The 25,603-nt window shown below is 62.3% G+C and carries 25 protein-coding genes; 15 read left to right on the top strand and 10 right to left on the bottom strand.

Annotated elements, in window-relative coordinates; all coding sequences use genetic code 11:
* Positions 1–9: 9 nt before the first annotated feature.
* On the bottom strand, positions 10–1,836 hold the full coding sequence (gene typA / locus VJR90_03945; protein ID HKV96630.1) for a translational GTPase TypA: 1,827 nt from the start codon (positions 1,834–1,836) through the stop codon (positions 10–12).
* A 331-nt stretch (positions 1,837–2,167) separates the two neighbouring features.
* Between typA and VJR90_03940 the strand changes: the two genes are divergently transcribed.
* The 10 genes from VJR90_03940 to VJR90_03895 all read left to right on the top strand — a co-directional run bounded on the left by VJR90_03940 (position 2,168) and on the right by VJR90_03895 (position 12,166).
* Positions 2,168–2,449 (top strand): RNA-binding protein, encoded by a 282-nt coding sequence (locus tag VJR90_03940; protein ID HKV96629.1) that lies wholly within the window; start codon positions 2,168–2,170, stop codon positions 2,447–2,449.
* Positions 2,450–2,698: 249 nt separating this feature from the next.
* The gene (locus VJR90_03935; protein ID HKV96628.1) at positions 2,699–3,397 is read left to right on the top strand and encodes a YIP1 family protein; all 699 of its coding nucleotides are present in this window, start codon (positions 2,699–2,701) and stop codon (positions 3,395–3,397) included.
* Positions 3,398–3,486: 89 nt separating this feature from the next.
* On the top strand, positions 3,487–4,725 hold the full coding sequence (locus VJR90_03930; GenBank protein HKV96627.1) for an efflux RND transporter periplasmic adaptor subunit: 1,239 nt from the start codon (positions 3,487–3,489) through the stop codon (positions 4,723–4,725).
* Positions 4,722–5,441 (top strand): ABC transporter ATP-binding protein, encoded by a 720-nt coding sequence (locus tag VJR90_03925; GenBank protein ID HKV96626.1) that lies wholly within the window; start codon positions 4,722–4,724, stop codon positions 5,439–5,441. The genes VJR90_03930 and VJR90_03925 overlap by 4 nt, the downstream gene beginning before the upstream one ends.
* Positions 5,434–6,666, top strand: coding sequence for an ABC transporter permease (locus VJR90_03920; protein ID HKV96625.1), 1,233 nt, complete (start codon positions 5,434–5,436; stop codon positions 6,664–6,666). Before VJR90_03925 ends, VJR90_03920 begins: the two co-directional genes overlap by 8 nt.
* Before the next feature lie 13 nt (positions 6,667–6,679).
* A complete protein-coding gene (locus VJR90_03915; protein HKV96624.1) occupies positions 6,680–7,906 on the top strand; it encodes an ABC transporter permease in 1,227 nt (408 codons plus the stop codon).
* Between the two features lie 24 nt (positions 7,907–7,930).
* Positions 7,931–8,680 carry a glycerophosphodiester phosphodiesterase family protein gene (locus tag VJR90_03910; protein HKV96623.1) on the top strand — a complete coding sequence of 250 codons (750 nt, stop codon included), beginning with the start codon at positions 7,931–7,933 and terminating at the stop codon, positions 8,678–8,680.
* Positions 8,677–9,855: an FAD-dependent oxidoreductase gene (locus VJR90_03905; protein HKV96622.1), complete on the top strand. Its 1,179-nt coding sequence runs from the start codon at positions 8,677–8,679 to the stop codon at positions 9,853–9,855. The genes VJR90_03910 and VJR90_03905 overlap by 4 nt, the downstream gene beginning before the upstream one ends.
* 9 nt (positions 9,856–9,864) lie before the next feature.
* Positions 9,865–11,298 (top strand): FGGY family carbohydrate kinase, encoded by a 1,434-nt coding sequence (locus VJR90_03900; GenBank protein HKV96621.1) that lies wholly within the window; start codon positions 9,865–9,867, stop codon positions 11,296–11,298.
* Between the two features lie 97 nt (positions 11,299–11,395).
* Positions 11,396–12,166: a methyltransferase gene (locus tag VJR90_03895; GenBank protein HKV96620.1), complete on the top strand. Its 771-nt coding sequence runs from the start codon at positions 11,396–11,398 to the stop codon at positions 12,164–12,166.
* 83 nt (positions 12,167–12,249) lie between these two features.
* Here the strand turns inward: VJR90_03895 and VJR90_03890 are convergent, their stop codons facing one another.
* Positions 12,250–13,062: a hypothetical protein gene (locus VJR90_03890; protein HKV96619.1), complete on the bottom strand. Its 813-nt coding sequence runs from the start codon at positions 13,060–13,062 to the stop codon at positions 12,250–12,252.
* A 292-nt stretch (positions 13,063–13,354) separates the two neighbouring features.
* On the opposite strand from VJR90_03890, the gene VJR90_03885 reads away from it, so the two are divergent.
* The 4 genes from VJR90_03885 to VJR90_03870 all read left to right on the top strand — a co-directional run bounded on the left by VJR90_03885 (position 13,355) and on the right by VJR90_03870 (position 17,482).
* Complete coding sequence (locus VJR90_03885) at positions 13,355–14,053, top strand: BON domain-containing protein (protein HKV96618.1); 699 nt, start codon at positions 13,355–13,357, stop codon at positions 14,051–14,053.
* 54 nt (positions 14,054–14,107) lie between these two features.
* Positions 14,108–15,328, top strand: a complete 1,221-nt coding sequence (locus VJR90_03880; protein HKV96617.1) for a GGDEF domain-containing protein — start codon at positions 14,108–14,110, stop codon at positions 15,326–15,328.
* Positions 15,329–15,335: 7 nt separating this feature from the next.
* Complete coding sequence (locus tag VJR90_03875; protein HKV96616.1) at positions 15,336–15,752, top strand: DUF3301 domain-containing protein; 417 nt, start codon at positions 15,336–15,338, stop codon at positions 15,750–15,752.
* 89 nt (positions 15,753–15,841) lie between these two features.
* The gene (locus VJR90_03870) at positions 15,842–17,482 is read left to right on the top strand and encodes an APC family permease (GenBank protein ID HKV96615.1); all 1,641 of its coding nucleotides are present in this window, start codon (positions 15,842–15,844) and stop codon (positions 17,480–17,482) included.
* 64 nt (positions 17,483–17,546) lie between these two features.
* Here VJR90_03870 and arfB read toward each other — a convergent pair whose 3' ends face one another.
* Together arfB and VJR90_03860 are read right to left on the bottom strand one after the other, a co-directional pair.
* Positions 17,547–17,966, bottom strand: a complete 420-nt coding sequence (arfB, locus tag VJR90_03865) for an alternative ribosome rescue aminoacyl-tRNA hydrolase ArfB (GenBank protein HKV96614.1) — start codon at positions 17,964–17,966, stop codon at positions 17,547–17,549.
* An 11-nt stretch (positions 17,967–17,977) separates the two neighbouring features.
* Positions 17,978–19,228 carry an HD-GYP domain-containing protein gene (locus VJR90_03860; GenBank protein HKV96613.1) on the bottom strand — a complete coding sequence of 417 codons (1,251 nt, stop codon included), beginning with the start codon at positions 19,226–19,228 and terminating at the stop codon, positions 17,978–17,980.
* 310 nt (positions 19,229–19,538) lie between these two features.
* On the opposite strand from VJR90_03860, the gene VJR90_03855 reads away from it, so the two are divergent.
* The gene (locus tag VJR90_03855) at positions 19,539–19,769 is read left to right on the top strand and encodes a hypothetical protein (GenBank protein HKV96612.1); all 231 of its coding nucleotides are present in this window, start codon (positions 19,539–19,541) and stop codon (positions 19,767–19,769) included.
* A 106-nt stretch (positions 19,770–19,875) separates the two neighbouring features.
* Here the strand turns inward: VJR90_03855 and lexA are convergent, their stop codons facing one another.
* From lexA to VJR90_03825, 6 genes are all read right to left on the bottom strand, one after another.
* The gene (gene lexA, locus VJR90_03850) at positions 19,876–20,490 is read right to left on the bottom strand and encodes a transcriptional repressor LexA (GenBank protein HKV96611.1); all 615 of its coding nucleotides are present in this window, start codon (positions 20,488–20,490) and stop codon (positions 19,876–19,878) included.
* A 55-nt stretch (positions 20,491–20,545) separates the two neighbouring features.
* Entirely contained in the window at positions 20,546–21,067 is a 522-nt protein-coding gene (locus VJR90_03845) for a hypothetical protein (GenBank protein HKV96610.1), read from the bottom strand.
* Positions 21,064–21,729: a glutathione S-transferase family protein gene (locus VJR90_03840; GenBank protein ID HKV96609.1), complete on the bottom strand. Its 666-nt coding sequence runs from the start codon at positions 21,727–21,729 to the stop codon at positions 21,064–21,066. The genes VJR90_03845 and VJR90_03840 overlap by 4 nt, the downstream gene beginning before the upstream one ends.
* A 14-nt stretch (positions 21,730–21,743) precedes the next feature.
* Positions 21,744–22,730, bottom strand: a complete 987-nt coding sequence (locus VJR90_03835; protein ID HKV96608.1) for an aldo/keto reductase — start codon at positions 22,728–22,730, stop codon at positions 21,744–21,746.
* 51 nt (positions 22,731–22,781) lie between these two features.
* Positions 22,782–25,040: a copper-translocating P-type ATPase gene (locus VJR90_03830; GenBank protein ID HKV96607.1), complete on the bottom strand. Its 2,259-nt coding sequence runs from the start codon at positions 25,038–25,040 to the stop codon at positions 22,782–22,784.
* 134 nt (positions 25,041–25,174) lie between these two features.
* Positions 25,175–25,453: a metal-sensitive transcriptional regulator gene (locus VJR90_03825; GenBank protein ID HKV96606.1), complete on the bottom strand. Its 279-nt coding sequence runs from the start codon at positions 25,451–25,453 to the stop codon at positions 25,175–25,177.
* Between the last annotated feature and the right edge of the window lie 150 nt (positions 25,454–25,603).

The raw sequence follows: 25,603 nt of genomic DNA, 5'->3' as shown, positions 1-25,603 counted from the left end.
GCAAGTCCCTCAGGCCGCGACCTCGGCGACGCGTGCAGCCTTCCTGCGCTCGTGCTCCTTGAGCCAGCGCTTGCGCAGGCGAATGAAATGCGGGGTGATTTCCACCAGCTCGTCGTCCTCGATGAACTCCAGCGCCTGTTCCAGGGTGAGTCTCAAGGCCGGCGTCAACAGGATGTTTTCATCGCGGCCCGCGGCCCGGATGTTGGTGAGCTGCTTGGTCTTGGTGGGATTGACGGTCAAATCATTGTCGCGGGCGTGAATGCCGACAATCTGGCCTTCGAACACCGGCTCGCCCGGCGCCACCATAAGCCGGCCGCGCTCCTGCAGATTAAACAGGCCATAGGCCACGGCCTTGCCGGTGGCGTTTGAAATCATTGCGCCGTTGGCGCGCTGATTGACGCTCATTTCCTTGGTCGGACCATAGTGATCGAAGACGTGGTGCATGAGGCCGGAGCCGGAGGTGAGTGTACGAAATTCGGTCTGAAATCCAATCAGGCCGCGCGCCGGGATGCGGTAATCCAGACGCACACGGCCGCGTCCGTCGGGACGCATGTCGCACAGATCAGCCCCGCGTCGGCCGAGCGCTTCCATCACCCCGCCCTGATGGCGTTCCTCGACGTCCACGCTCAGCGCTTCAAACGGTTCATGGCGCTCTCCATTGACCTGGCGGTAAATCACCTGCGGACGCGATACCGCAATTTCGTAGCCTTCGCGGCGCATGGTCTCCAGCAGGATGGAAAGGTGCAGTTCGCCGCGCCCGGAGACACGGAATTTTTCCGGGCTGTCGGTATCCTCGACGCGCAGCGCCACGTTGTGCAGCACCTCGCGGTACAGGCGCTCACGCACCTGCCGGCTGGTAAGGAATTTGCCGTCCTGACCGGCGAACGGCGAGCTGTTGGTCTCGAAGGTCATGCTGATGGTGGGCTCGTCCACGGTGAGCGCGGGCAGTGCCTCCACGTGCTCGGGATCGCACAGCGTGTCGGAGATGCGTGGCGCGGAAATGCCGGTGACGGCAATGATGTCGCCGGCCCGGGCTTCCGGCACTTCGACGCGGTTCAGGCCCAGGAAACCGAAAATCTGCAGCACGCGTTCGCGGCGCACCTGGCCCACGTGATCCACCACCGCCACCGGCGTGTTGCGGGCGATGTGCCCGCGAGCGATGCGCCCGATGCCGATGGCGCCCACGTAACTGGAATAATCCAGCGCGCTCAACTGCATCTGGAACGGGCCGTTCAAATCCACGGGTGGCGGCGGCGTGTACTTGACGATGGTCTCGAACAGCGCGGTCATGTCCTTGCCGGGCTGTTCCAGCGACAGGCTCGCGTGGCCCAGCAGCGCGGAGGCGTACACCACCGGGAAATCGAGCTGCGCTTCGGAAGCGCCGAGCTTGTCGAACAGATCGAAGGTCTGGTCCAGCACCCAGTGCGGGCGTGCACCGTCGCGGTCAATCTTGTTGATCACCACGATCGGCTTCAGGCCATGATCAAAGGCTTTCTGGGTGACGAAGCGCGTCTGCGGCATGGGACCGTCCACGGCATCCACCAGCAACAGTACCGAGTCCACCATGGACAACACGCGTTCCACTTCGCCGCCGAAGTCGGCGTGGCCGGGGGTATCCACGATGTTGATGCGGTAGTCGCGCCAGCGGATGGCCGTGTTCTTGGCAAGGATGGTGATGCCCCGCTCGCGCTCCAGATCGTTGGAGTCCATGACGCGCTCGGGCACGGCGGCGCGCGCATCCAGGGTGCCGGATTGGCGCAACAGCTGGTCCACGAGCGTGGTTTTGCCGTGGTCCACGTGGGCGATGATGGCGATATTGCGCAGGTCTTCAGTCACAGAGAGTGCCGCGGGCGGAAAAAGCGCGGCATTATACGTGTTTTGCCGGTCGGCACGCTGCTCGCTACGAGGAAAACCCATGGAATTTCAGGTGCTTGAAAGCATGGACAGCACCGCTTAACAAGCGTATGCTCTCGCCCCCGTTCGGGACCTGTCAGTTTGCCTGCCGACGTTATTGGGGTGTTCCCTGCTCGCCGTCATCAAATGATCAGCAACGAACAACAGTCGAATGCCATGATCTCCGGATCCCGGCATATCGTCTGGACAGTGCCACCGTTCCGGGCTGTCCCGGCGCGGTGGGTGTTTTAGACCAGCAGAGTGAAACAAGCATATGACGTCTATCTACGTGGGCAATCTGCCCTTTACCGCTTCCGAAGAGGAAGTGCGCTCCAAGTTCGAGCCGTTTGGCACCGTACATTCGGTGAAACTGATTTCCGACCGCGATACCGGCCGCCCCCGCGGCTTTGGCTTCGTGGAAATGGATCAGGCGGCGGCTCAAAAAGCCATCCAGGAGTTGAACGGCAAGGACATGGGTGGCCGTCCACTGCGCGTCAATGAAGCGCAGGAACGGCAGCCCCGCCAGCAAGGCGGCGGCCGCGGCGGCCGCTGGTAAGCCAGCCCGCTTGAGCATCTCGGTCCCCGGCGGGTTTTCCGCCGGGGACCGAGTTTTGTGTTTGGCAGCATGCCGCCGGAGCCATCCGGCGGAATCTCCTGATATTTGTCACTTTCCGGCGGCTCTGGCCGCCTTTATTATGCCCGCGATTCTGCCGGCAGCGCCTGAACCTTTCGGCACCGACTTAATCAGTTGTGTATGGATGGTCGCGGCCGGCTGACCCCACAAACCATTAAAGGAAATCTCTATATGGAATCCACCGCTCTGGCTTGTCTTGGCAACATTTTCGTGGACCCGAAAAAGGCCTTGCAGGACGTGCTGCCGCATGGACGTTGGGCCTGGTATCCGCTGATTGTCATGATTCTGGTCAGTATTGCCTTCACGGTCTGGTACTTTTCCACCGTGGACATGGGCTGGCTGGCCAACCAGACCCTGGCCACAATGTCGGGCAAATACACCAGCGATCAGCTGGACACCATCCGTCAGGGATTTACCCGTGGGCGCTTCCTCACGTTTGGCGTCGTGGGCAGCACCTTGGCCGTGGTCATCATCCTGCTGCTTCAGGCCTTGTACTTTTTCTTCGTGGCCAAAATCAGCGGCTATGAACCGCAAAACTACGGAAAGTGGCTGAGCTTCAGCATCTGGACCGCTTTCCCCAACGTGGTTGCGACTATCGCGGCGGCCGTGGCCTATGCGTTCTCGAACGCGCAAACGAGCTATTACGCGGTAGACGTGACCTCGCTCAACACTCTGCTGTTCCGCCTGCCCCTGTCGCATCCGCTCGCAGGCCTGGCCGGCAGCGTGCATCTGACCACGTTCTGGACACTGGCGCTGATGGTTGTCGGACTGTCACTGTGGAGCAAAAAGAGCCTGGGTAAATCCTCGCTGATCGTGTTGGCGCCGTGGGTGATCATTTACGCAATCTGGATCATCGTGAAGCTCGCCTGAGACTTCAACAGGACGTTCGGCGTGAACACTTGCATTTCAACTTTCCGGTGTTATACTAACATATAACACCAACACATGCGGAGACCGGCATGTCGAAAAAGCGCAAAGTCTGGATCAGCCTGGCGATTGTCGCCGGCATCATCATCCTGGTAATCATCAGCCGATTTGCAACGCACGGCAGCACCGAGAAAGTGACGGTCGCGAAGGTCGAGGCGCGCACCATCCGCAGCTCGATTCTGGCCTCCGGCCAGCTGATTTACATCAATCCGGTGGAGCTCAAGCCCGAAATCATCGGCAAGATCAGCGCGATTCCCGTGGTCGAAGGCCAGATGGTGAAGAAGGATCAGGTGGTACTGCGCATAGACCCGACGCTGTATCAGGCCGCGGTGGCCCAAGCCGAGGCCGGCGTGCAGCAGGCCAATATTGCGATCGAAAGCCAAAAGCTCAGCATCTCCAACCTGCAACTGCAATGGAACCGCCAGCAGGCGCTCTTCAAGCAGCACCTCGTGGATGCCAACAGCTTCGACCAGCTTACCAATCAGTTGGCCATCGCCAAGGTCCAACTCGATTCTCAGAGGGAAGCCTTGCGCATCGCCCAGGCACAGTTGAACCAGGCACAGCAGAATCTTTCCAAGACCGTGATCCGTTCTCCGATTGACGGCATGGTCACCAGCCTGCCGGTAAAAGTCGGCGAAACCGTGATCACCGGCACCAACATCCCCGGCTCCACGCTCATGGAAATCGCCGACCCGGCCGAAGTGCTGGCCGACGTGCAGGTGGACGAGGCCGACATTGCGAATGTCAAGCTCGGCGAGGAGTCCGACATCAACGCGGTCTCCTACCCGAACGATACTTTCCACGGCAAGGTGCAGTTCATCGCCGCGTCGGTGACCAATAACAGCACATCCACTTCCACCACTGCGACAGCCCAGCAAGGCGTGACTTTCGAAGTAAAAATCGGGCTTACCGACAAGAAGCTGCCGCGCGTGCGTCCGGGGATGAGCTGCCGGGCGGAGATTTACACCCAGAGCACGCCCAATGCCATCGCCGTACCGCTGCAGGCCGTGCTGTACGAAAACAATCCCAATTCCAAGAGTCTAGAACCCACTTCCGGCGCGTACGTGTACCTGATGCAGGACGGCAAGGCCCACAAGGTGGACGTGACCACCGGCGTGTCCAGCGACACCTACCAGGAAATCGTCTCGGGTCTCAAAGCCGGAGAAACCGTGATTACCGGGCCCTACACCGTGCTGCATGCCCTGAGCGAAGGCGCCAAGATTTCCGTGCTGCCGCCCGAGCAGGCCAAGGCGCAGAAGCCCGCAACATGAGTGACACTCCGTTGCTGGAGCTGCGCCAGGTCAGCAAGCGCTACGTCATGGGCGACAATGTCCTGGATGCCCTCAAGGACGTAGACCTCAAGATTGCGCGCAACGAATACGTGGCCTTCATCGGCCCCTCGGGTTCAGGCAAGTCCACGCTCATGAATATCGTCGGCTGTCTGGACAGGCCGAGCGGCGGCGAATACATCCTGAACGGCACGCCGGTGGCGCAGCTTGACGACAACGCGCTCGCGCGCATCCGCAACCGCGAGATCGGCTTCATCTTCCAGAACTTCAATCTGCTGGGCCGCGCCAACGCGCTGCACAACGTCATGCAACCGCTGATTTACCGCGGCGTGGCGCTGGGCGAGCGCCGCCGCCTCGCGAGTCAGGCGCTGCAGAATGTCGGCCTCGGCGAGCGCCTGCACCACCTGCCCAACCAGCTGTCCGGCGGTCAGCGGCAACGCGTGGCCATTGCGCGCGCGCTGGTCGGCAAACCTTCGATCCTGCTGGCCGATGAGCCCACCGGCAACCTGGATTCCAGCACCAGCAAGGATGTGATGGCGATGTTCGACACCCTGTACCGCGACGGCCACACTATCATCGTCGTGACCCACGATCCGAACATTGCCGCACACTGCCAACGCGTGATCCACATCATGGACGGCCGCATAGTCAGCGATACCCTGAACGGCAAGCGCCGCCAGGCGGGCGCCGGTGTATAACCTCGCGGAAAGCCTGCGCTCGGCGCTGCAGGCAATCCGCGCACACAAGCTGCGCAGCTTTCTCACCACCCTGGGCATCATCATCGCGGTGGCCGCGGTGATCGCCGTGGTCTCGCTGATCCAGGGCTTCAGTCATTCGGTCACCAATACCTTCGCCAACCTCGGTTCCAACGTACTCACCATCTCGTCGAACGAGACCGACGAGGACTTTTTCAGCGGCAAGATCGTCAAAGTCACGCCCGCCGATCTGCAGGCCATCCAGCACGAAGTCACCGGCATCAGCCACATCTCGCCGCGTCTCATACTCGCGAGCTTCGGCTCGGGTGCGGTGCTGTCTGGCAGCCAGACGGCGTACGCCGGCATCTACGGCATCACGTCCCGCTATGAAGGCAATGCCAGCTTTTACCCGGTCATGGGGCGGTTGATCTCGCCCAGCGATGATCTCGGCCATCGGCGCGTGGTAGTGATCGGTCAGACGCTGATCACGGATTTGAATTTGCCCAAGGATCCGGTCGGCCAATACCTCGAGATGTACGGCCAGTGGTTCAAGGTCGTCGGCGTGCTGAAAAAGCTCGGCAACATCGGCGGTCAGGACCAGGACGACCGCGTGTACATCCCCTACGGTACCGCGCACAGCCTGCTCGGAGCCGCGACCGTCCCGGACATCGAAATCCAGGTCACCGTCAACAACCCCAGCCAGATACAAGCGGTCACCGGACGCATCACTCAGGTGCTGCGGCGCATGCACCATATCGAGCCCGGACAGGACGATGATTTCGTGGTGCAGACTCCGGAGCAGACACTCGGCACCTTCAACCAGGTACTGAATGCCATCACGCTGATCTTCGGCGGCATCGTGGGCATTTCGCTGCTGGTGGGCGGCATCGGCATCATGAACATCATGCTGGTGTCGGTCACCGAGCGCACCCAGGAAATCGGCATTCTCAAGAGCCTGGGTGCGCGCCGGCGCGACATCCTGCTGCAATTCCTCATTGAAGCCGTGATCCTGTCGCTGCTGGGCGGAGTCCTGGGTTTGATTCTGGGTTTCGGCGTGGGCTCACTTATCGCACATGCCATCCCGCAATTTCTCGGAGCTTACGTACCGTGGTGGGCGGTACTGCTGGCTTTCGGTTTTGCCGCGACCGTGGGCGTAGTGTTCGGCATTGCGCCGGCCGCCAAGGCCGCGAGCCTGGATCCCATCGAAGCCCTGCGGCACGAGGCGTGAACACGGCGCACCCATGTATACGCTGATCGAAAGCCTGAACTCTGCACTCCAGGCGGTGGTCGCGCATAAGTTGCGCAGTGTGCTTACCATGCTCGGCATCATCATCGGCGTCATGGCGGTGATCGCCGTGGTCTCGCTCATCCAGGGATTCAGCAACTCCGTCACCAGCGAGTTCAAGGGCCTGGGCGCCGACAGCCTGACCATCCAAAGCTATCTGCCGCGCAAGGAACGCCTGGCCGGCAAAATCGCCAAAGTCACGCCTGACGATCTGCTCGCCATCCAGCATGAAGTCACGGGCATCAGCAGCCTCAGCCCGATCCTGCCGGTTGGCCGGTTTTTCAACCCAGTCCGCTATCACGGGCGCAGCACCACCAGCCGCGTCATCGGCACCACGCCCGCGGGCGCGCTCAACAATGGCACCTACCCGGACCACGGGCGCTTCATCGTGCCCAGCGACGACCTGCGCCATCGGCACGTGGCCGTGATCGGCGTCACGCTCATCAACAAGTTGCACCTGCCAGCAGATCCGCTCGGCCAGTTTCTGCAGATTTCGGGTGACTGGTTCAAGATTGTCGGCGTGCTGCACGCGCGCGGCCAGATATTCGGTTTCGACCAGGACAATGAAGTCATCGTGCCCTACGGTGCAGCGCTCAGCATGCAGGGCGGAGCCGCGGTGCCGGACATCGCCATTCAGCTCAAGGTCAACGATCCCCGCCGGATTGACGCGGTCACCGCCCGCATTACCCAGGTGTTGCGTCGCCAGCACCATCTCAAGGCCGGGCAGGACGACGATTTCAAGGTGCAGACCGCATCCGAATTGCTCGGCAGCTTTACCAGCGTACTGAATTCCATCACGCTGATTCTGGGCGGCATCGTGGCCATTTCGCTGCTCGTGGGCGGCATCGGCATCATGAACATCATGCTGGTGTCGGTGACCGAGCGTACGCGCGAAATCGGCATCATCAAGAGCCTGGGGGCGCGGCGCCGGGATATCCTGCTGCAGTTCCTCATCGAAGCGGTCACGCTTTCGGTGATCGGCGGCATCATCGGGCTGCTGCTCGGCTACGGCATCGGCGTGCTGGCGGCGCACGCCATCCCCGCTTTCCGCGCCGCCTACGTGCCCTGGTGGGCGGTACTGCTGGCCTTTGGCTTTTCCGCCGGCGTGGGCATAATCTTCGGCATCGCGCCCGCCGCCAAGGCCGCCGCACTCGACCCCATCGAAGCGTTAAGATACGAATAAGCAATAACAAATCGCGAGTGCGGCATGGTTCCGCAGAAGATTCCCACACTGGTCGGCCACCGCGGCTGGCCGGCGCGATATCCCGAAAACACCTTGGAAGGTTTCGCCGCGGCCGTCGCGGCCGGCGCCCGCTGGTTGGAGTGCGACGTGCAACTCAGCGCCGACCACGTGCCCTTCGTGTGCCACGATGCATCGCTCCGGCGGACCGCGGGACGCGATCTCGATATCACGACCACCCCGGCGCGCGAGCTGGATGCCATCAGCGTGGGGGAAGCGGCACGCTTCGGCGCGCGCTTCGCGGCAGTCAGGCTCGCCCGGCTGACCGCGCTCGCGGCTTGGCTGATCCACCAGCCCGGCGTCACGCAGTTCGTGGAAATCAAACGTCAGAGTTTGCATCACCACGGTATCCAGCCGGTCGTGGACGCAGTCATGGCCGCACTGCAACCTGCGCTCCAACAATGTGTGGTGATTTCCTTCGACCACGCTTGCCTCGTGCCGGCACGGCGGCAGGGAGCCGCCCGCGTCGGCTGGGCAGTGGAAGCGGCCGGCGCCCAGATCCAGGGGAGCGCAACCGATTTGCAGCCCGACTACATGTTCACCGACGAGAAGCTGTTTGCCCGCATGCGCGCTGCACTGCCGGGTCCCTGGCAATGGATTGTCTATCACACCGAAGATGCCGGACGCGTTCTGGAGCTGACAACACAGGGCGCAGCCATGGTCGAAACCAATGACATCGGCACGCTGCTCACCGATGCGCGCATGCATGCACCATGAGTGATTATGATTTTGACCTGATAATCGTCGGCGCCGGCATCCACGGCGCGGGCATTGCTCAGGCCGCGGCCGCCGCCGGTCACCGCGTGCTGGTGCTGGAACAACAGGCGATTGCCGCGGGCAGCTCCAGCCGCTCGAGCAAACTGGTCCATGGCGGCTTGCGCTACCTCGAGCAGTTTGACCTCAAGCTCGTGCATGAAAGCCTGGTCGAGCGCGAGCGCCTGCTCATGCTTGCGCCGGCACTGGTGAAACTGGTGCCGTTCTACATCCCCATCTACCAAAACACGCACCGCCGTCCCTGGGAAATCCGCGCGGGCCTGAGTCTGTACGCGCTGCTTGGCAAGCTGCGCGCGCACGCGCGCTTTCGCTCGCTGGCGCGTCACGACTGGGACCAGCTCGGCGGCCTGCAGCGCGCCGGACTGCAGGCGGTATTCCAGTACTGGGATGCGCAAACCGATGATGCCGCGCTTACCCGTGCGGTGATGAATTCCGCCGCCACGCTGCACGCGCAACTGAATGTACCGGCCAGCTTCAGTCACGCGGAACTCGACGACCAGGGCTGCAACGTGGCATTCAATCACGCGGGCGCGGACCGACAGGTACGCTGTCGCGTGCTGGTGAACGCCGCCGGTCCCTGGGTGAACCACGTTGCCGCCCGCATCCGTCCTCCGGCCGCACGTGCACGCGTGGATCTGATCCAGGGCACACACCTGGTCATGGATGCCGCGATCGTCGACAGTATTTTTTACGTGGAGGCGCCGCGCGATGGCCGCGCGGTATTCATCATGCCCTGGCACGAGCACAGCACCCTCGTGGGCACCACTGAAACCCGGTTTACCGGCCCGGATCCGGCCGCAGTCCACCCCTTGCCGCAGGAACAGGACTATTTGCTGGAGGTGCTGCGCCGGTATTTCCCCTCGGCTTCGACCAGAATCCGTACCAGCTTTGCGGGATTGCGCGTGCTGCCTGCGGGTCCGGGTCGCGCATTCGGCCGCTCGCGTGAAATATTGCTGCTCACGGACCGCAAACGGCAACCGCGTTTGCTGAACGTGTACGGCGGCAAACTCACCTCTTACCGTGCCGATGCGGAGCACGCCCTGCGTCTCCTGCGCACCAGCCTGCCCAAGTGCACGCCGAAAGCGGACACCCGCAGGCTGCCACTCACTCCCGCCTAGCTGTTCCCTATGCCGCGTCGCGCGCCTCTGTTCCTCGCCCTGGACCAGGGCGGTCATGCGAGCCGTGCACTGGTATTCGACGCCAATGGCAAACTCGTGGCCGCCGCGGAAAAGCGCATTGCTACCCGGCATCCTGCAGCACACCGAGTTGAACACGATCCCAAAGCGCTGCTGGCCTCGGTACGCCAGGCTTGCCAGGGTGTTACCCGGCAGCTTGGACCACGTGTAGCGGATATTCGCTGCGCGGGGTTGGCAACGCAGCGTTCCACCGTCGTCTGCTGGGATCGCAACACCGGCCACGCGTTATCACCGGTGATTTCCTGGCAGGACCGGCGCGCAGCACGCTACATCCAGACGCTGACGCCGCACGCGGCCCATGTGCACCGCATCACCGGGCTGGTGCTGTCCGCGCATTACGGTGCGAGCAAACTCCGCTGGTGCCTGAAAACGCTGCCTGCCGTGCAGCGCGCCCGGCAACAACAGCGGCTGGCGGCCGGGCCGCTCGCGAGTTTCATTCTGGCAAACCTGCTGGTGGAAAAGCCGCTGCTGGCCGATCCGGTCAATGCCTCACGCACCCTGTTGTGGGATTACCGCGCGCGCACCTGGTCGCCGGAATTGCTGGCGCTCTTCGGTATCGGCGCGGAAATACTGCCGCGCTGCGTGCCCAATCAGCACGCCTTCGGTCATGTGCTGCTGGCAAAGCGTAGAATTCCGCTCACCGTGGTCACCGGTGACCAGCCGGCCGCGCTGTTCGCGCAGGGCCCGCCCCGTACCGACAGCATTTACATCAACCTCGGTACCGGCGCGTTCATCCAGCGGCTGCACGGCAGCCAGCCGCCCCGGGTGGCTGGGCTGCTTGGCAGTGTGCTTTGGCAGGATGAAGAGCACGCCTTGTACGTGCTGGAGGGCACGGTCAACGGTGCCGCCAGCGCACTCGCCTGGCTGCGCCGGCGGCTGGGCATTTCCGAAACTGTCATGCTCAGGAACATGCCCGCCTGGCTGGCTTCCAATTCCGGCGTACCGCTGTTTCTGAATGGCGTATCGGGGCTGGGCTCGCCTTACTGGCAGGCCGATTTCCGTTCGCGTTTTGTCGGGCGCGCGGACCGCGGCCAGAAATTCCTGGCCGTCATCGAAAGCATCGTATTTCTGCTGTGCGTCAATCTGAAAAGAATGCGTACGCGGCAAGCCCCGCTGCGCCGCGTCGTCGTGACCGGCGGGCTGTCGAGACGACGAGAGCTATGTCAAGGACTGGCCGACCTTAGCGGATTACCCGTAATCAGGCCGGAGGAACAGGAGGCCACGGCACGCGGCGTGGCCGTGCTGCTTGGCATGCCCGGCGTTGTCGAAGCCAGCCGCAGCGTGTGGCAACCGGATGAAAATCGCCCGCTGCGGCAACGCTATACAAGCTGGCAAGCCGAGATGCGCCGCGCGCTGGCCCGGTAATTGATCGCGTCGCGCGCGCTGCACACGCGCAAGGCGCAGCGTGCAATCGTGACTCGGCTGACGCACAATGGCCGCACTGCCGATGGAGGATTCTCACATGCGCGCATCTACTTTTGCCTTCACCGCCCTGCTCGCCTGCCCGTTTGTAGCGCTGGTTCAACCGGTGGCGCAGGCGGGCACAAAAACCCCCGCGTATGTAACCGCAGCCATGAACGATTCCGCGCGTAGCGCCGACCGCGTCAACGACGAGCGCCGGCAGATGGCAACCGTGCTGACTTTCAGCGGCGTCAAACCCGGTTCAACGGTAATGGAACTGCTGCCCGGCGGCGGTTACTGGACGCGCGCATTCAGCCAGATTGTCGGGGCGCACGGTCATGTGTACCAGGTTTGGGCGAGCCAGACCAAGGCCGACAACAAGAACCTGGTGCTGTGGAAACAGCTCGCCAATACCGGACATTACGCCAATGTGAGCGTGCTGCAGGAATCCCTCGATCGGCCGACGGCATCGCTGCCCGTGGACGTGGTATTCACCAGCCAGAATTACCACGACCTGCACGATCCGTCCCTGGGCCCGGTGAACATGGCGGAATTCAACAAGGCGGTGTATGCCGCGCTCAAGCCCGGGGGTGTGTTCGTGATTGTGGATCACATCGCGCCGGCCGGCTCCGGTATCAGCGACACCAACACCCTGCACCGCATCGATCCGGCGAGCGTGAGAAAGGAAGTGGAAGCAGCGGGATTCGTGTTTGACGGCGCGAGCGATGCACTGCTCAACCCCAAGGATCCGCTGAATATCCCGGTGTTCGACGCGTCCATCCGCGGGCACACCAGCCAGTTCATCTACCGGTTTCGCAAACCCGCGCACTGAGCGCGGTGCGCGGAGTGTGGAGCCGCTGACAGCTGCGGTTTAGGCAGCCGCAGCGGCGATCAACCGCCGATGGCTACCAACGGTCAGTCGTTGGCGCTGACCCATTGTGGCGGCAGACCGGGATGCCAGCTGTCAAACCCGCGCGAATCCCAGATACCGCCGGAAAATGCCTGGCCGCCGACCACCAGCTGAATGGTGTAATCCCCGGCACCGTTTATCCTCGCAAGCTGGATGGGATTAAACAGCAGGGTGTAATCGCCCTTGGCATCGGCCGTCACGGTGCATTCCAGATGCAATGGCGCGTAGGTGTTCTTGTAAGCCACGGCCAGCGTTCCCGCACTGCCGTTGATGGTGAGCACCGCGCTGGTCACCATGAAGCCGGTATTCTGGCCGCGCAAGGTGTGGTTCCCGGGATACGGCACGAGCTTCCAGTCCTGCGGAAACGCCAAAGGTCCCTTGGCGGCCGGTGCCACAGTGGTATCCACGGTACCGCCGACGACAGGTCTGGCCACGGTGACGGCAGCATCCACCGGTGTCGGCAAGCTTGTGAACGCACTCTGCAACACCCTGTAGGTATCGCCGACCGCGCCAAAATCCACTTGCTTGCCGCCAATATTGAAGCTCTTGAACGTGGGCTGGTTCTGCATGACTATGCACACCGGGGCCCACGGCTTGGTCGAATCGACCGTCACCACGCGCACACTGCAGGCCAACCCATTTACATCAATATTGGCTGCCACGATGCGCGTCTGCTGGAACAGCGCCGGCAACTGGGCAGTCAGCGTGAAAGTTTGCTGCTCCGGCGAAGATCCCGACGGCGCACACGCGCTCAGCGCGCCAATAATTCCGATGCCCGCTGTCAGCGCGGCCCAACGATAAACCGTCGAATTCAGCATACCTCAACCCTCATCCGAGCCAGGGCCCGATTAGGTGCCTTCCGCGGCCAAAATCATAGCGGCTCGCTGGCCAAGATGCACCTGAAAACACTGAGAAAAAACCCGACGCCCGGGTGCTGGCTGACGCTACCCGCCTGCACGACTCCAGAGTTCGCGACAGACACCAACTCGCGACCGCAGGCTGTGTACATGCCGGCTGCGCCCGGGTACGCGCGATTGTGCGGCTACTTGAATTGTGGCGGTGATTGGCGTCACTCTAGCGAAAATCCGCATGCACCATTGAGGCGCTCCCATGTCAACCGCAAAGGATGAACTGATCCACGCCGTGCTCGCGGCTCTGGCCATGGATGGTGACATCAACCTGCACGCCTATCCGGTACGCGTGCGGTTTGACGGTAACTTGCGCCTGGAAGGCCAGGTGGAAAACATCATTGCCAAACGCAAGGCCAGGCGTATCGCCCTGCAGGTCTCCGCATTGCCCAGCATCGAAGATCATCTGCGGCTTGCTCCCAGCGGGCAGCGCGACGGCAAGGCGTTGCAGGATGCGATTGTCGAGGCACTGGCCATGGAACCTGCGTTCCGCGATATCCGCGTGTATGCCGGTCCTGCGGCGCCCGCGGACGCGCAGTGGATCGCGGTGGACGTGCAAACCGGTGACGTCCAGCTGCACGGTCAGGTTGGCAGCCTGTCGCACCGGCGTCTGGCGGAAGTCATCGCCTGGTGGGTACCCGGCAGTTGCAACATACACAATCACCTGCGTGTGCAGCCCGCGGAAGCCGACAATGACGATGAGATCTCCGATGCCATTCGCCTGGTGCTGGAAAAGGATCCGCTATTGCACGCTGAGAACATCCGCGCCGCAACGTCACAGCGCACGGTCACACTGCACGGCTATGTGCACGACGAGCATCAGCGTCGCATGGCCGTGTACGACTGCTGGTATGTGCCCGGAGTGCACGCCGTTCAAGATCAGCTGCGTGTGCTTGAATAATCCCGCGGCGCTGACCAATGCGTTGTGGCGCAAGCCGCCACGCGCATATTGCCAATGAAAATCTTCATCGGCGTGGTGTATAGTCTGCTGCCGGAAATCATCCTGTTGATCGCAGCCGCGCTGCTCAGCCTTTTCATCACCCGGTTTCCGGCCAGCGGCATCCTCGCACTAGAGCTCGTGGCGCTCTGCATCCTGCTCGCGGCGCTCGCGCTGAGCATCCAGTTCAACCGGCAGCGCATTTTTTTTGCATTGTTGTCGCTGCTCGTGGCCTACGGCGGATTGCTGTTGGCGAGTGGCATGCAGGTCGGCCTGCACCGCCAGATTCTCGCCGGCGGGCTTTGCCTGCTGCTGCCCCTCAATCTCGTGTGGATGCAGGCGCTCGCGGAACGCGGGATTTTCACGCGCCGCGGCGCGTGGCCATTTGGCTTGCTGATCGTCGAGATTCTGTGCGTAGCGGCATGTGCGGGCATCGGCGCGCGTGTAATCGCCGCGGCCCTGTTCGTGGAATTCGTGCATTGGCCGGCACTGGCGGCGACCGCCATCAGTCAGCCGGGACTGCTGTTGCTGGCACTCGGCTTGCTGTGGATCAACGACCGTCTGATCCGCCGCCACAGCCCGGAACTTGCGGCGTTCTTTTTCTCGCTGGTGGCTGCGGCGGCCATGTTGCACACGCGCACACCGGGGGTCGTGGCCGCATTCGCCGCCGCCGCGGGTGTCGCATTGGGTATCGCGATCGTGCTCGAATCGTGGAGCATGGCCTATGAAGATGAACTCACGGGCCTGCCCGGACGCCGCGCACTCGAGGAGCAGTTGCGCCAACTCGGGAACCGCTACGTCATCGCCATGCTGGACGTGGACCACTTCAAGCGTTTCAATGACACTTACGGTCACGATGTCGGTGACCAGGTGTTGCGCTTGGTGGCTTCACGCCTGCAGAAAACCACCAGCGGCTGCAGAGCCTTCCGCTACGGCGGCGAGGAATTCACCCTGGTGTTCCCCAACGGCACGCTCAATGAAGCCGCTGCTGCACTGGAAGCGCTGCGTGCGGATCTTGCGACGTCGGGATTCAGCCCACGTCGTCGCGAGCGCAGAAATGGCGCCGCACAGGACACGCCGGCCGACATGGCCGCGGTGTTGCGGGTGACCGTGAGCATCGGCGCCGCGGAGTGCGCCAACTCGCGCCGCGATCCATGGAAAGTGTTGATGAGTGCAGACCGGGCGCTGTACAAGGCCAAGCAGACCGGCCGCAATCAGGTCTGCCTCGAGCAGGCATAACCTACACATGTACCTGGACGTCAGCACACTGCTGGGACTGCTGGTGCTCATCACACTTGCAGCCATCGCCTGGTTCTGGAGTGACAGCCTGCGCGCCCGCGAAAGCATGACCGCGGCCTGCACGCGCATCTGCCAGGATATGCACCTGCAGTTTCTGGACGAAACCGTGGCCCTGGCGCGCCTGCGCCTGGCGCGCGCGCCCAGCGGCAATCTGACCTGGCGGCGGCTGTACGTATTTGAATTCAGCGAGTCCGGGGCCGACCGCTGGAAAGGCCGCGCCCAGCTCATCGGCCGGCAGGTGGAATCGGTGCAGCTCGACAATCCGCAAGGCATTACCATCCTGGGTGGTGCGCATGCGGCCTCCTCCGCCCTCGTTGTCAAGCACAGCGACGACCCGGATGGCAAACACCATCGGTTGCAGTAGTGAGCGAGGTTGTTACGGCGCGCCGGGTCGTCTAATATCCGCCATCCTTTCCGACACGCAGTTCGCTACACCAACACTGGAGTATCCACATGGCCGGACCGACCAAACTCAGACGTGATGCCGGTGTAATCGGGCTCTTGTATGCCAGCCTGGGCGCCATGATCGGCTCCGGCTGGCTGTTCGGACCACTGCATGCCGCCCTGCAAGCCGGAGTGTGGAGCGGATTTTCCTGGGTAATCGGTGCGATCGCAGTGCTGTTCCTGGCCTTCGTGTTTGCCGAACTCTCCACCATGTTTCCAAATTCCGGCGCTCTCGTGCACATGACCCACGTCAGCCATGGTGATTTGGTGGGCAAGGTCTGGACCTGGATCCTGTTCCTGGCCTTCGTGTCGGTACCGCCGGTGGAAGTCACCTCGGTCGTCACCTATGCCAACAATTACATTCCCGGATTGATCGTCCCGACCACCGGCATCCTCACCCATCTCGGCACGGTTATCTCGATCATCCTGCTGGCCTTCGTGGTGGCGCTCAACTTCCTTGCGATCCGCATCGTGGTGGCCATCAACAGCGTGGCGACCTGGTGGAAAGTGGCAGTTCCGCTCGCGACCATCGGCATTCTCATGGCCTACTCGTTTCATCCCGGCAATCTGACGGCGCACGCCGGCAGTACTCCCATCAGCGGCATTTTCACGGCGGTCGCCACCGCCGGCATCATTTTCAGTTTCCTCGGTTTTCAACAGGCCATCGCATTGGCGGGTGAAACCCGCCATCCAGGAAAATACATTCCCATCGCATTGATCGGCTCGGTCATCATTTCGATGCTGATCTACATCGGCCTGCAACTGTCATTCATCATTGCGCTCAAGCCGTCGGACATTGCCGGCGGTTGGGAGCATCTGCAGTTCACCGGCATGTTTGGACCGCTGGCGGCGATTGCGGTCGCGGTGGGAGCGTTCTGGTGGGCGGTGATCCTGTACATCGATGCCTTCGTGTCACCCATGGGCACGGGATTCATTTACGTCACGGCCAGTCCGCGCATCATCATGGCGGCGGGCGAAATGGGCAACGCGCCCAAACAGGTGGTCAAACTCAACCAGCAGGGCGTGCCCTGGATCGGCTTGATCGTCACCTGGGTCGTGGGCGTGATTTTCTTTTTCCCGTTCCCATCGTGGCAAAAACTGGTGGCGGCAGTCTCGCTGATCACCGTGCTCTCCTACTGCATCGGTCCGATCATCCTGCTGCACTTGCGTCGCACGCTGCCGGGTTTCCAGCGCCCTTTCTGCCTGCGCGGCGCCACTGTGGTCTCGACCATCGCCTTCATCTTTTCCAATTGGATCATCTACTGGACCGGATATGAAACGGTGAAAATCCTGTTCAGTCTGGTGGCCGTATACGTCATCGTTTACCTCATCTGGTACTTCATCAAACGCCGGCCTCTGGCGCAGCTCGGCTGGCAACAGGCCTGGTGGCTGCTGCCGTATTTCATCGGCATGTGGCTGATCAGCTGGTTCGGCCCGGGCGGTGACATGGGCGGCATCAACTTGTTCGGTTTCTTCACTGGCATGTGGATCCTGGTGATCTTCAGCCTCGTAATCCTGTGGCTCGCGGTGATCTGCGGACAGGGTTCGGAAGCTGCACAACGCGTCGCCGACCGGATCAAGGATCTGGGATCCCGCGGCGTCGAGACCCGCAAGGGCTCCGGCCAGGGCGCCGAGGAAATGATTTTCTAGGCGGCCCACTGCTGCGCGTATCACTCAAAGATGCCGGCCTCCCGTCGGCATCTTTTTTTGCGCTTCAATCGGCCGGCGGCGAACGCCGCAGCCGCTTCTTATCGCCCTGCCGGTGCTTGTGCTCAAGCCGCCGCTTGCGTGACGCATGCGTGGGTTGGCTGCGCCGCCGCGGTTTGGGAATTTCCGCTGCCTGCCGGATCAGCGTCTGCAGCCGCTCCAGGGCATCCGCGCGATTGCGTTCCTGCGAGCGGAAACGCTGTGCAAACAGGCTGAGCTCACCTGCGGAATTTACCCGGCGACCTGCCAACTGCAGCAGCCGCTCGCGCACCGGTTCCGGCAGTGCCTTGCTGCGCATGATATTGAAACGCAACTCGACTGCGGTCGCGACTTTGTTGACGTTCTGACCCCCGGGTCCGGATGCGCGCACAAAGCGGAACTCCAATTCAGCTTCCGGCAGCCTCACGCCATGCGCAATCTCAAGCAGGCGCCCGCGCGTCAGATGCGCGTCTCCAGCTCGATTATCCGTCCGAGATCAATGCCGAACTCGCGCGCATCCACCACCCGTTTGATGGACCATTTCGGCTCACCGTCCTCGGTCTCAGTCGCCGCGAGGTTTACCAATGGGCGCCGCTCGTAAGGCTTGCCATCCGCATCCCGGATGAGCATCACGACCGGGCGCAAACGGCTCCCGGGATTGGTCGACATGACGATACCCAGAATGCCTTTGTCCAACTCCACCACGCTACCGATGGGATAAATGCCGATGCAACGGATGAACTCCTGCATCAGATCATCGCCGAAATCGCGTGGCCCCCAATTGAACATCATATTGAGGCCGGTGTGCGCGGGGACACCCTCGTGATATACGCGGTTGCTGGTGATTTCGTCGTACACGTCGGCAATCGCCACGATGCGCACGTGCACCGGAACCTTCTCGCCTTTGAGTCCGAAGGGATAACCCTGTCCGCCGATGCGCTCGTGATGCAGCTGCACGATTTCGAGACACTTCTCCGACAACTCCTTGTGCTTGCGCAGGATGTTGTACCCGTCCACGGGGTGCTTCTTCACCACGTCGAATTCGTCTGCACTGAGCAGGCTGGGCTTGTCCAGAATCGAGACTGGCGTACGCATCTTGCCGATGTCATGCAGCAGCGCGCCCAGAGCCAGTTCAATGATGGAATCTTTGGACAACCCCAAGTGCACGCCGAACACGATGGCCAGGATGCAGGTGTTCAGACAATGCGAAACCGTATATTCATGTTTGGTCTCGAGGTTGGTAAGCCACAGGGCCGCAGCCGGGTTGGCCGTGGCTGCGTCGACGAGTTCCATGGTCAGGGCGCGGGTTTCGCGTACATCCGCGCCGTGTCCGATACGCACCTCGCTCAACAGTTGTTGCACATGACTGGACAGGGTACTGCGTGTGACCAGCCCCTTGCGCATGTCGTGTCGGAAGCCCTCGTGCCTGCGCCAGGCGATTCTGGCCAAGTCAGCAGGCATTCTGACCATCAATTCCGCCTGCATTTTCGAGGGGCCGCTGACGGCAGGCCGGCGGAAACTCTGGGCCGCGGCGGACTGCGCCTTGGCCTCGTCTATGTACACGAATGCGCAGGTTTTCTGCAGCGTGTCCAGTTGCTCCTGGGTCTCCAGCAAAAATCCCTGAAATGAGAAAGGACTCTCCAGCCAGGGCCGGTCGAGTGCGGTCACGTACATGCCCAAGTGCAGGTCCGAGACGGTGAGCTTCCTCATAGCGCACATTATGCCAGTCGCTCCGGGGCGCCACGTGGGTGCCGATCAGCCCCTACGGGGGGCTATCAGCGGCACTGGTTCCCTGGGTCAGGGCAGGATAGAATTCGCTGCCTTTTGACAGGCGGCCCGGACCCCCGGGGTGGTAGCCTGTCCGGAATGGATGGCACAGCATTTGGCAGGGAATGACGATGCCGGGTTTCCGTCAACGCAGGTGGCTACGCCGCGTTGTGGATGCGGGGAGGTCGAATCCAAACGGCCGGCCCGAAGTCATCGCTGTTTTACAACATCAACTTGTTATGGAGTACTCGAGATGAAACGTCAGGTATTGGTTGGTCTGATTGCCGCTGCGCTGTTCGCGTTTGCGGGTGCGACCCTGGCCCAGGCTCCGGCTGCCAGCACCGCCCCGGCGAAGAAGGAAGCGGTCAAGCACGAAATGAACCACAAGATGATGGAACATCACAAGAAGTGGACGAAGAAGAAAGCCCACCACAAGGCTGCGAAGAAGGAAGAGACCAAGGCTCCGGAAGCCAAGACCCACTAAGCCCACAGGCTACGCTGGGAAAACGGCCGGAAAGCTGATTTCTGGCTGTTTTATGCAAAAAGGCGCGGACATCGTTCCGCGCCTTTTCTTATTGGCTGGTCCAGCCTCACGCCGGCCCGGCGGCGGAAAATGCGTTGCGAATCACCCCCACGACCACGCCTTCCAGCGTCAACTCTGCACTGCTGGCTTCCACCACGATGGGCTGAAAATCGGGATTTTCAGGCAGCAGCCAGACTTGGGAGCCTTTGAGCCGGTAGCGCTTGACCGTTACTTCATCGCCCAGGCGCGCCACCACAATCTGGCCATTACGCACCTCGGGCGAGCGACACACTGCAATCAGATCGCCATCGAGAATCCCGGCGTCGCGCATGCTCATACCGCGCACCCGCAGCAAATAATGTGGTTGGGGATGGAACAGGCGTGGATCGAAGCGAAAGCGCGCCTCGATGTGCTCCTGGGCCAATAAAGGCCTGCCCGCCGCTACCCGGCCGACTACCGGGAGACCGGGAGGATCGGTAATTCGGATTCCCCGGGCAGCGCCGGGCAGTAACTCAATAATACCCTTTCGCGCCAGCGCCCGCAGATGCTCTTCGGCCGCATTTGCGGACCGGAACCCCAGAGTACGGGCAATTTCGGCGCGCGTGGGTGGGACTCCGGTATTGTTTATAACCTCTTGAATAACATTGAGAACGTTCCTCTGTCTGGCCGTAAGCTCGCGCATGCAGTGACGCCTGAGTACTGTATATAATTACAGTTTACGCAGGTTCCGGTACGAATCAACCCAGGGTCGCCATTCTGGGGCGCTGTTCCTCCCAGCGGTCCACCGTATTGGTTATAGCGTGACCAACCTGCGCCAGCAACTGGTCGGCGCGCTCGGTCTCACCGGCCACAAGGGCAGCATAGGCCTGCTTCATGTGGACATCTTCTGGCACCAAAACCCCAGCCTCGACCAGCATCTGGTAGGCCCGCGGCAAAGCCGCCAGGCAGTCCCTAACCTCGCTCGGAGCCAGTCCCGAGCGCGTGAATACGAGCGCGCATACAGCGATGGGGACCGATTCAAGCCTGCTCAGGTAAACCGGGGTGTCTGATCCGGCAGCCTGATAGCAGCGGGTAAGTGCGGTTACCGTGGCCAGCAAAGCCAGCATGGAAGCCATGTCGCGAAACAGGTCTTGATTGCCACGGACGGCGGCCACCTGGGCCGCTGCCTTGAGGGCCGGACCGGCCAGAAGCCGGTACTCGTCTGGGCTCAACAGGCCATCCTGTGACAGGAATTCAAGCCCCACGGACTCCATGTTCACCGGCCACGCCCCACTTCGTCGGCTTCGATCACTTCCTTCTCCAGCTTGGCAGCCGCGATCCACTCACGTACGGCCGGATGCTGTTGAACGTCTTTCACATAATCGGCAGCAGCCCCCTTAAGCCCGGTCCCATAGGTTACGAAGCGCAGCGCCACGGGGATATACATGCAGTCGGCAATCGTGAAGTTCCCGAACAGCCACGGTCCGCCTGTGCCAAAGCGTTCCCGGCATTGGCTCCACAGGGCCTGCACCCTGCCGATCTCGTATTCGAGTTCCGGCGTGCGTGCCACATGCCGGTCGGTGGCGCGGCAATTGAACGGGTACTCACGCCGGATCACCGGAAAGCCGGAGTGCATCTCGGCGCTGACCGAGCGCGCGTGCGCGCGCGCCGCCGTGTCCTGCGGCCAGAGCCGTGCTTCGGGGAAACGCTCGGCCAGGTATTCGCAAATCGCCAGCGAATCCCAGATTGCCGACGCGCCGGCTTTCAGCACCGGCACCTTCCCGGTCGGCGCATACGCCAGCAGCTTCTGCTTGTAACCGGGCACGTCCAGCGGCACCACGATCTCCTGAAAAACTGCGTGCGTATGCTTGAGCGCCAGCCACGCGCGCATGGACCAGGACGAATAGCTCTTGTTGCCAATCACCAATTGCAGCTCTTGCATGACACGGTCTCGCTTCAACGACTGATGGGATTCATGTCGGCATAGCGTGCGCCGACTGCGCTGTTTTTCGGAAATGCCGCGCTCATGTGCCGCAAATCGCTATGGCTGAGTTTCACCTGCACGGCACCCACGTTCTCCTCGAGATACCTGCGCTGCTTGGTACCGGGAATCGGCACGATGTCTTTGCCCTGAGCCAGCAGCCAGGCAAGTGCAATCTGTGCAGCGGCGACATGATGCTCGTTGGCAATTTCCTGGACGCGCCTCGCCAGCTCCAGATTTTTCTGAAAATTTCCGTCCAGGAACCGCGGGTTGCTACGCCGCCAGTCGTCTTTCGGCAGATCTTCCGGCTTCTGAAAGCGGCCGGTCAAAAACCCGCGTCCCAGCGGGCTGTAGGCCACAAAGTCGATGCCCAGTTCGCGCACGGTCGGCAAAACTTCGTCTTCCGGATCGCGCGTCCACAGCGAGTATTCCGTCTGCAACGCGCTCAGCGGATGCACCTTGTGCGCGCGCCGGATGGTATCGGGCGCGGCTTCCGACAGGCCCAGATGGTGCACCTTGCCGGCCTTGACCAACTCCGCCATGGCACCCACGGTTTCCTCGATGGGCGTATTCACATCCACGCGGTGCTGGTAATAAAGATCAATATATTCCGCGTTCAGGCGCTGCAAGGACGCATCGCAACAGGCGCGCACGTATTCCGGACGTCCATTGATGCGCCGCGATTTCCCGTCGGCGCTGCGCTCGATGCCGAACTTGGTGGCAATCACCGCCTGCGCGCGCCGCCCCTTGAGGGCCCGGCCCACCAGTTGTTCGTTGGCAAACGGGCCGTACATATCCGCCGTATCGAAGAAATTGATGCCCAGGTCCAGCGCCCGATGCAGAGTGGCGATGGATTCCGCCTCGCTGCCGCCCGTGTAGAAATCCGACATGCCCATGCAGCCCAGACCCAGGGCCGAAACCACCAGCCCCTGCCGGCCGAGCTTGCGTTGCGGTACGGACACTGTTACACCTCCGGAAAATGAATTGCGGCGTGCATTTTACTCCGGCCGGCTTCAAAGCTTCGCGTAACGCAGGCGCAAGGCGTTGACAATCACCGAGACGGAACTGAAGGACATCGCGGCAGCCGCGATCATGGGCGAGAGCAGCCAGCCGAAGAACGGATACAACACGCCTGCGGCTATCGGCACGCCTGCGCTGTTGTAGAGAAACGCCCACAGCAGATTCTCGCGAATGTTGCGTACTGTCGCCTGCGACAACCGGCGTGCACGCAGCAAGGCGCGCAAATCGCCCTTCACCAGCGTCACCGCCGCGGTTTCCATGGCAATATCCGTGCCGCTGCCCATGGCAATGCCCACGTCGGCGGTGGCCAGCGCCGGCGCGTCGTTCACGCCGTCGCCGGTCATCGCGACCGTGCGGCCCTCAGCGCGCAGACGCCGCACGATCTCGGCCTTGCCTTCGGGAGATACGCCGGCAAGTACTTCGTCGAGGCCGAGCGCGGCCGCCACGGCACGCGCCGTGGTTTCGTTGTCGCCGGTGACCATCACCAGCCGCAATCCCGCACGGTGCAATCCCGCAAGCGCCGCGGGCGTAGTCTGTTTTACCGGATCGGCCACGGCGATAAAGCCCGCACCCGCGCCCTCCACCAGCACATACATGACCGTGGCGCCTTGCCGGCGTTGGGCGTCAGCGGCCCCGGCCAACCCCGACACATCAGCCTTGAGCGCTGCCGCCAGCTTGTCATTGCCGAGCGCTACGGATTTGCCCGCGACCTCGCCCTTCACGCCCTGGCCGGTGATGGATTCAAAGTGCGCTGCTTTACCGATGGAAAGCCCGCGTTGCCGCGCGCCTGTAACGATTGCCGCGGCCAGCGGATGTTCGCTGGCCTGTTCCAGCGCCGCGGCCAAGGCCAGCAGCTCGTCTTTCGCAATTTGACCCGTAGATTCCACCGCCACCACTTTGGGTTTGCCTTCCGTCAGCGTCCCAGTCTTGTCGAGCAACAGGGTGTCCACTTCACGCAGGCGCTCGAGCGCCGCTGCATCGCGGAACAGCACGCCCGACTGTGCGCCCTTGCCCATGGCCACGACGATGGAGATCGGCGTGGCGAGTCCCAGGGCGCAGGGACAGGCAATGATCAGTACCGCTACCGCGTTGACCAGCGCATGCGCCAGGGCGGGTGACGGTCCGGCGAAGTACCAGACAATGAAAGTCAGCACCGCGATCAACACCACCGCGGGTACAAACCAGCCGGACACCTTGTCGGCCAGCGACTGAATCGGCGCACGGCTGCGCTGCGCCGCGCTCACCTGCGCCACGATGCGCGCGAGCAGTGTATCCGCACCCACCTTCTGCGCGCGCATCACCAGGCTGCCCGTGCCGTTGAGCGTGCCACCGGTAACCGCATCACCTGCGCGTTTGGCCACCGGCAGTGACTCGCCGGTCACCATGGACTCGTCCACGGCACTCGCGCCTTCATCCACCACGCCGTCCACCGGAAGCTTTTCGCCTGGCCGCACGCGCAGACGGTCGCCCACGTGAACTCCGGCGAGCGGCACATCCCGCTCACTGCCGTCGGCGGCGATGCGATGCGCTACGGGCGGCGCCAGATTCAACAGCGCACGAATCGCCGCCGAGGTCGAATGACGTGCACGCAACTGCAACACTTCACCGAGCAGCACCAGCACCGTGATCACGGCCGCGGTCTCGAAATACACCGGCAGCATGCCGTCGGGCATGCGGAAGGTCTCGGGAAACATCTGTGGAAAGGCGAGCGTGATGACGCTGTAGAGATAAGCCACCGCGACGCCCAGACCGATGAGCGTGTACATGTTGAGACTGCGGTTCACGAGCGAATGCCAGGCACGCACGAAAAACGGCCAGCCACCCCAGATTACTACCGGCGTTGCCAGCGCAAGTTCCAGGATGCCCCACGCGGACGCCGGCAACAGCGGCAGCAACGGCCGCAAGAGCCACGCGCGCATGGCGACCATCACCAGCGGCACCGTCAGCACAACGCCGACCCAGAAGCGCCGGGTCATGCTGCGCAATTCCGGATTGGCCTCCTCGGCGGGCGCGGGCATCATGGGCTCCAGCGCCATGCCGCAAATCGGACAGACGCCGGGTGCGTCGCGCACGATTTCCGGGTGCATCGGACAGGTCCACAGCTGTTTAGCAGTCGCTGCTGGCATCACCGGCTCCAGAGCCATACCGCATTTCGGACAGGCACCGGGACGATTCGTAATTACCTCCGGGTGCATGGGACAGGTGTACTTTGCAGTCGTGCCCGCCGGCATCGCAGCGGGCGCCGCGTGCATTCCGGAACCGTGGCAGCACGCGGAATCGTCGTGCGTACCGTGGTGCGTATGATTGTGCCTGTGAGCGTGATCTGACATGGGGTGCTCCGTGTGCAGGTGTTCCAGTCCCTTGGCAACTCAGCGTCGCAAGATGCTCAAGCCGCTCCGAAGCGCTTGAGGAGGTCGTACAGTTCGGCCAGTTTCGCCTGGCGTTCACTTTCATCGCCGCCTTCGATGGCGCCCGCCACGCAGTGCTCGATGTGGCTCTTGAGGATTTCCTGCTCGGTGCTGCGCAGTGCTGCCTGCACCGCGCGCATCTGTGTGAGGATGTCCGCGCAGTAGCGGTCGGCTTCCACCATGCGCACCAATCCGGCCACTTGGCCGTGGATGCGTTTCAGGCGCGGCAGCTGGGACTGATGGCTGGGATGCGGCATGCCATATACCATACCCCCCTATGGTATATGAATCAAGAGGGTCGCGGGCAAAGCGGCGGACGCCGCAGACAGTCTGAAGGCCGTCGCCTCAGCTCGCTCTACCCTGAAAAGTCACGGGCCATTCAAGGCGCGCATCGGACGATGCACTCC

Source organism: Gammaproteobacteria bacterium (assembly GCA_035279405.1).
In the GTDB taxonomy this organism is placed as follows: domain Bacteria; phylum Pseudomonadota; class Gammaproteobacteria; order Natronospirales; family REEB76; genus REEB76.
The sequence above is the reverse complement of the archived record's forward strand: the minus strand, read 5'-3'. Positions and strand labels throughout refer to the sequence as shown.

Coding starts and splice junctions, on each gene's coding strand:
- VJR90_03880 (HKV96617.1), top strand. CDS start 14,108: ATGAAAATCTTCATCGGCGTGGTGTATAGTCTGCTGCCGGAAATCATC.
- VJR90_03905 (HKV96622.1), top strand. CDS start 8,677: ATGAGTGATTATGATTTTGACCTGATAATCGTCGGCGCCGGCATCCAC.
- VJR90_03925 (HKV96626.1), top strand. CDS start 4,722: ATGAGTGACACTCCGTTGCTGGAGCTGCGCCAGGTCAGCAAGCGCTAC.
- VJR90_03855 (HKV96612.1), top strand. CDS start 19,539: ATGAAACGTCAGGTATTGGTTGGTCTGATTGCCGCTGCGCTGTTCGCG.
- VJR90_03935 (HKV96628.1), top strand. CDS start 2,699: ATGGAATCCACCGCTCTGGCTTGTCTTGGCAACATTTTCGTGGACCCG.
- VJR90_03930 (HKV96627.1), top strand. CDS start 3,487: ATGTCGAAAAAGCGCAAAGTCTGGATCAGCCTGGCGATTGTCGCCGGC.
- VJR90_03910 (HKV96623.1), top strand. CDS start 7,931: ATGGTTCCGCAGAAGATTCCCACACTGGTCGGCCACCGCGGCTGGCCG.
- VJR90_03870 (HKV96615.1), top strand. CDS start 15,842: ATGGCCGGACCGACCAAACTCAGACGTGATGCCGGTGTAATCGGGCTC.
- VJR90_03885 (HKV96618.1), top strand. CDS start 13,355: ATGTCAACCGCAAAGGATGAACTGATCCACGCCGTGCTCGCGGCTCTG.
- lexA (HKV96611.1), bottom strand. CDS start 20,490: ATGCGCGAGCTTACGGCCAGACAGAGGAACGTTCTCAATGTTATTCAA.
- VJR90_03825 (HKV96606.1), bottom strand. CDS start 25,453: ATGCCGCATCCCAGCCATCAGTCCCAGCTGCCGCGCCTGAAACGCATC.
- VJR90_03830 (HKV96607.1), bottom strand. CDS start 25,040: ATGCACGCGGCGCCCGCTGCGATGCCGGCGGGCACGACTGCAAAGTAC.
- VJR90_03890 (HKV96619.1), bottom strand. CDS start 13,062: ATGCTGAATTCGACGGTTTATCGTTGGGCCGCGCTGACAGCGGGCATC.
- VJR90_03900 (HKV96621.1), top strand. CDS start 9,865: ATGCCGCGTCGCGCGCCTCTGTTCCTCGCCCTGGACCAGGGCGGTCAT.
- VJR90_03875 (HKV96616.1), top strand. CDS start 15,336: ATGTACCTGGACGTCAGCACACTGCTGGGACTGCTGGTGCTCATCACA.
- VJR90_03895 (HKV96620.1), top strand. CDS start 11,396: ATGCGCGCATCTACTTTTGCCTTCACCGCCCTGCTCGCCTGCCCGTTT.
- VJR90_03840 (HKV96609.1), bottom strand. CDS start 21,729: ATGCAAGAGCTGCAATTGGTGATTGGCAACAAGAGCTATTCGTCCTGG.
- VJR90_03940 (HKV96629.1), top strand. CDS start 2,168: ATGACGTCTATCTACGTGGGCAATCTGCCCTTTACCGCTTCCGAAGAG.
- VJR90_03915 (HKV96624.1), top strand. CDS start 6,680: ATGTATACGCTGATCGAAAGCCTGAACTCTGCACTCCAGGCGGTGGTC.
- VJR90_03860 (HKV96613.1), bottom strand. CDS start 19,228: ATGAGGAAGCTCACCGTCTCGGACCTGCACTTGGGCATGTACGTGACC.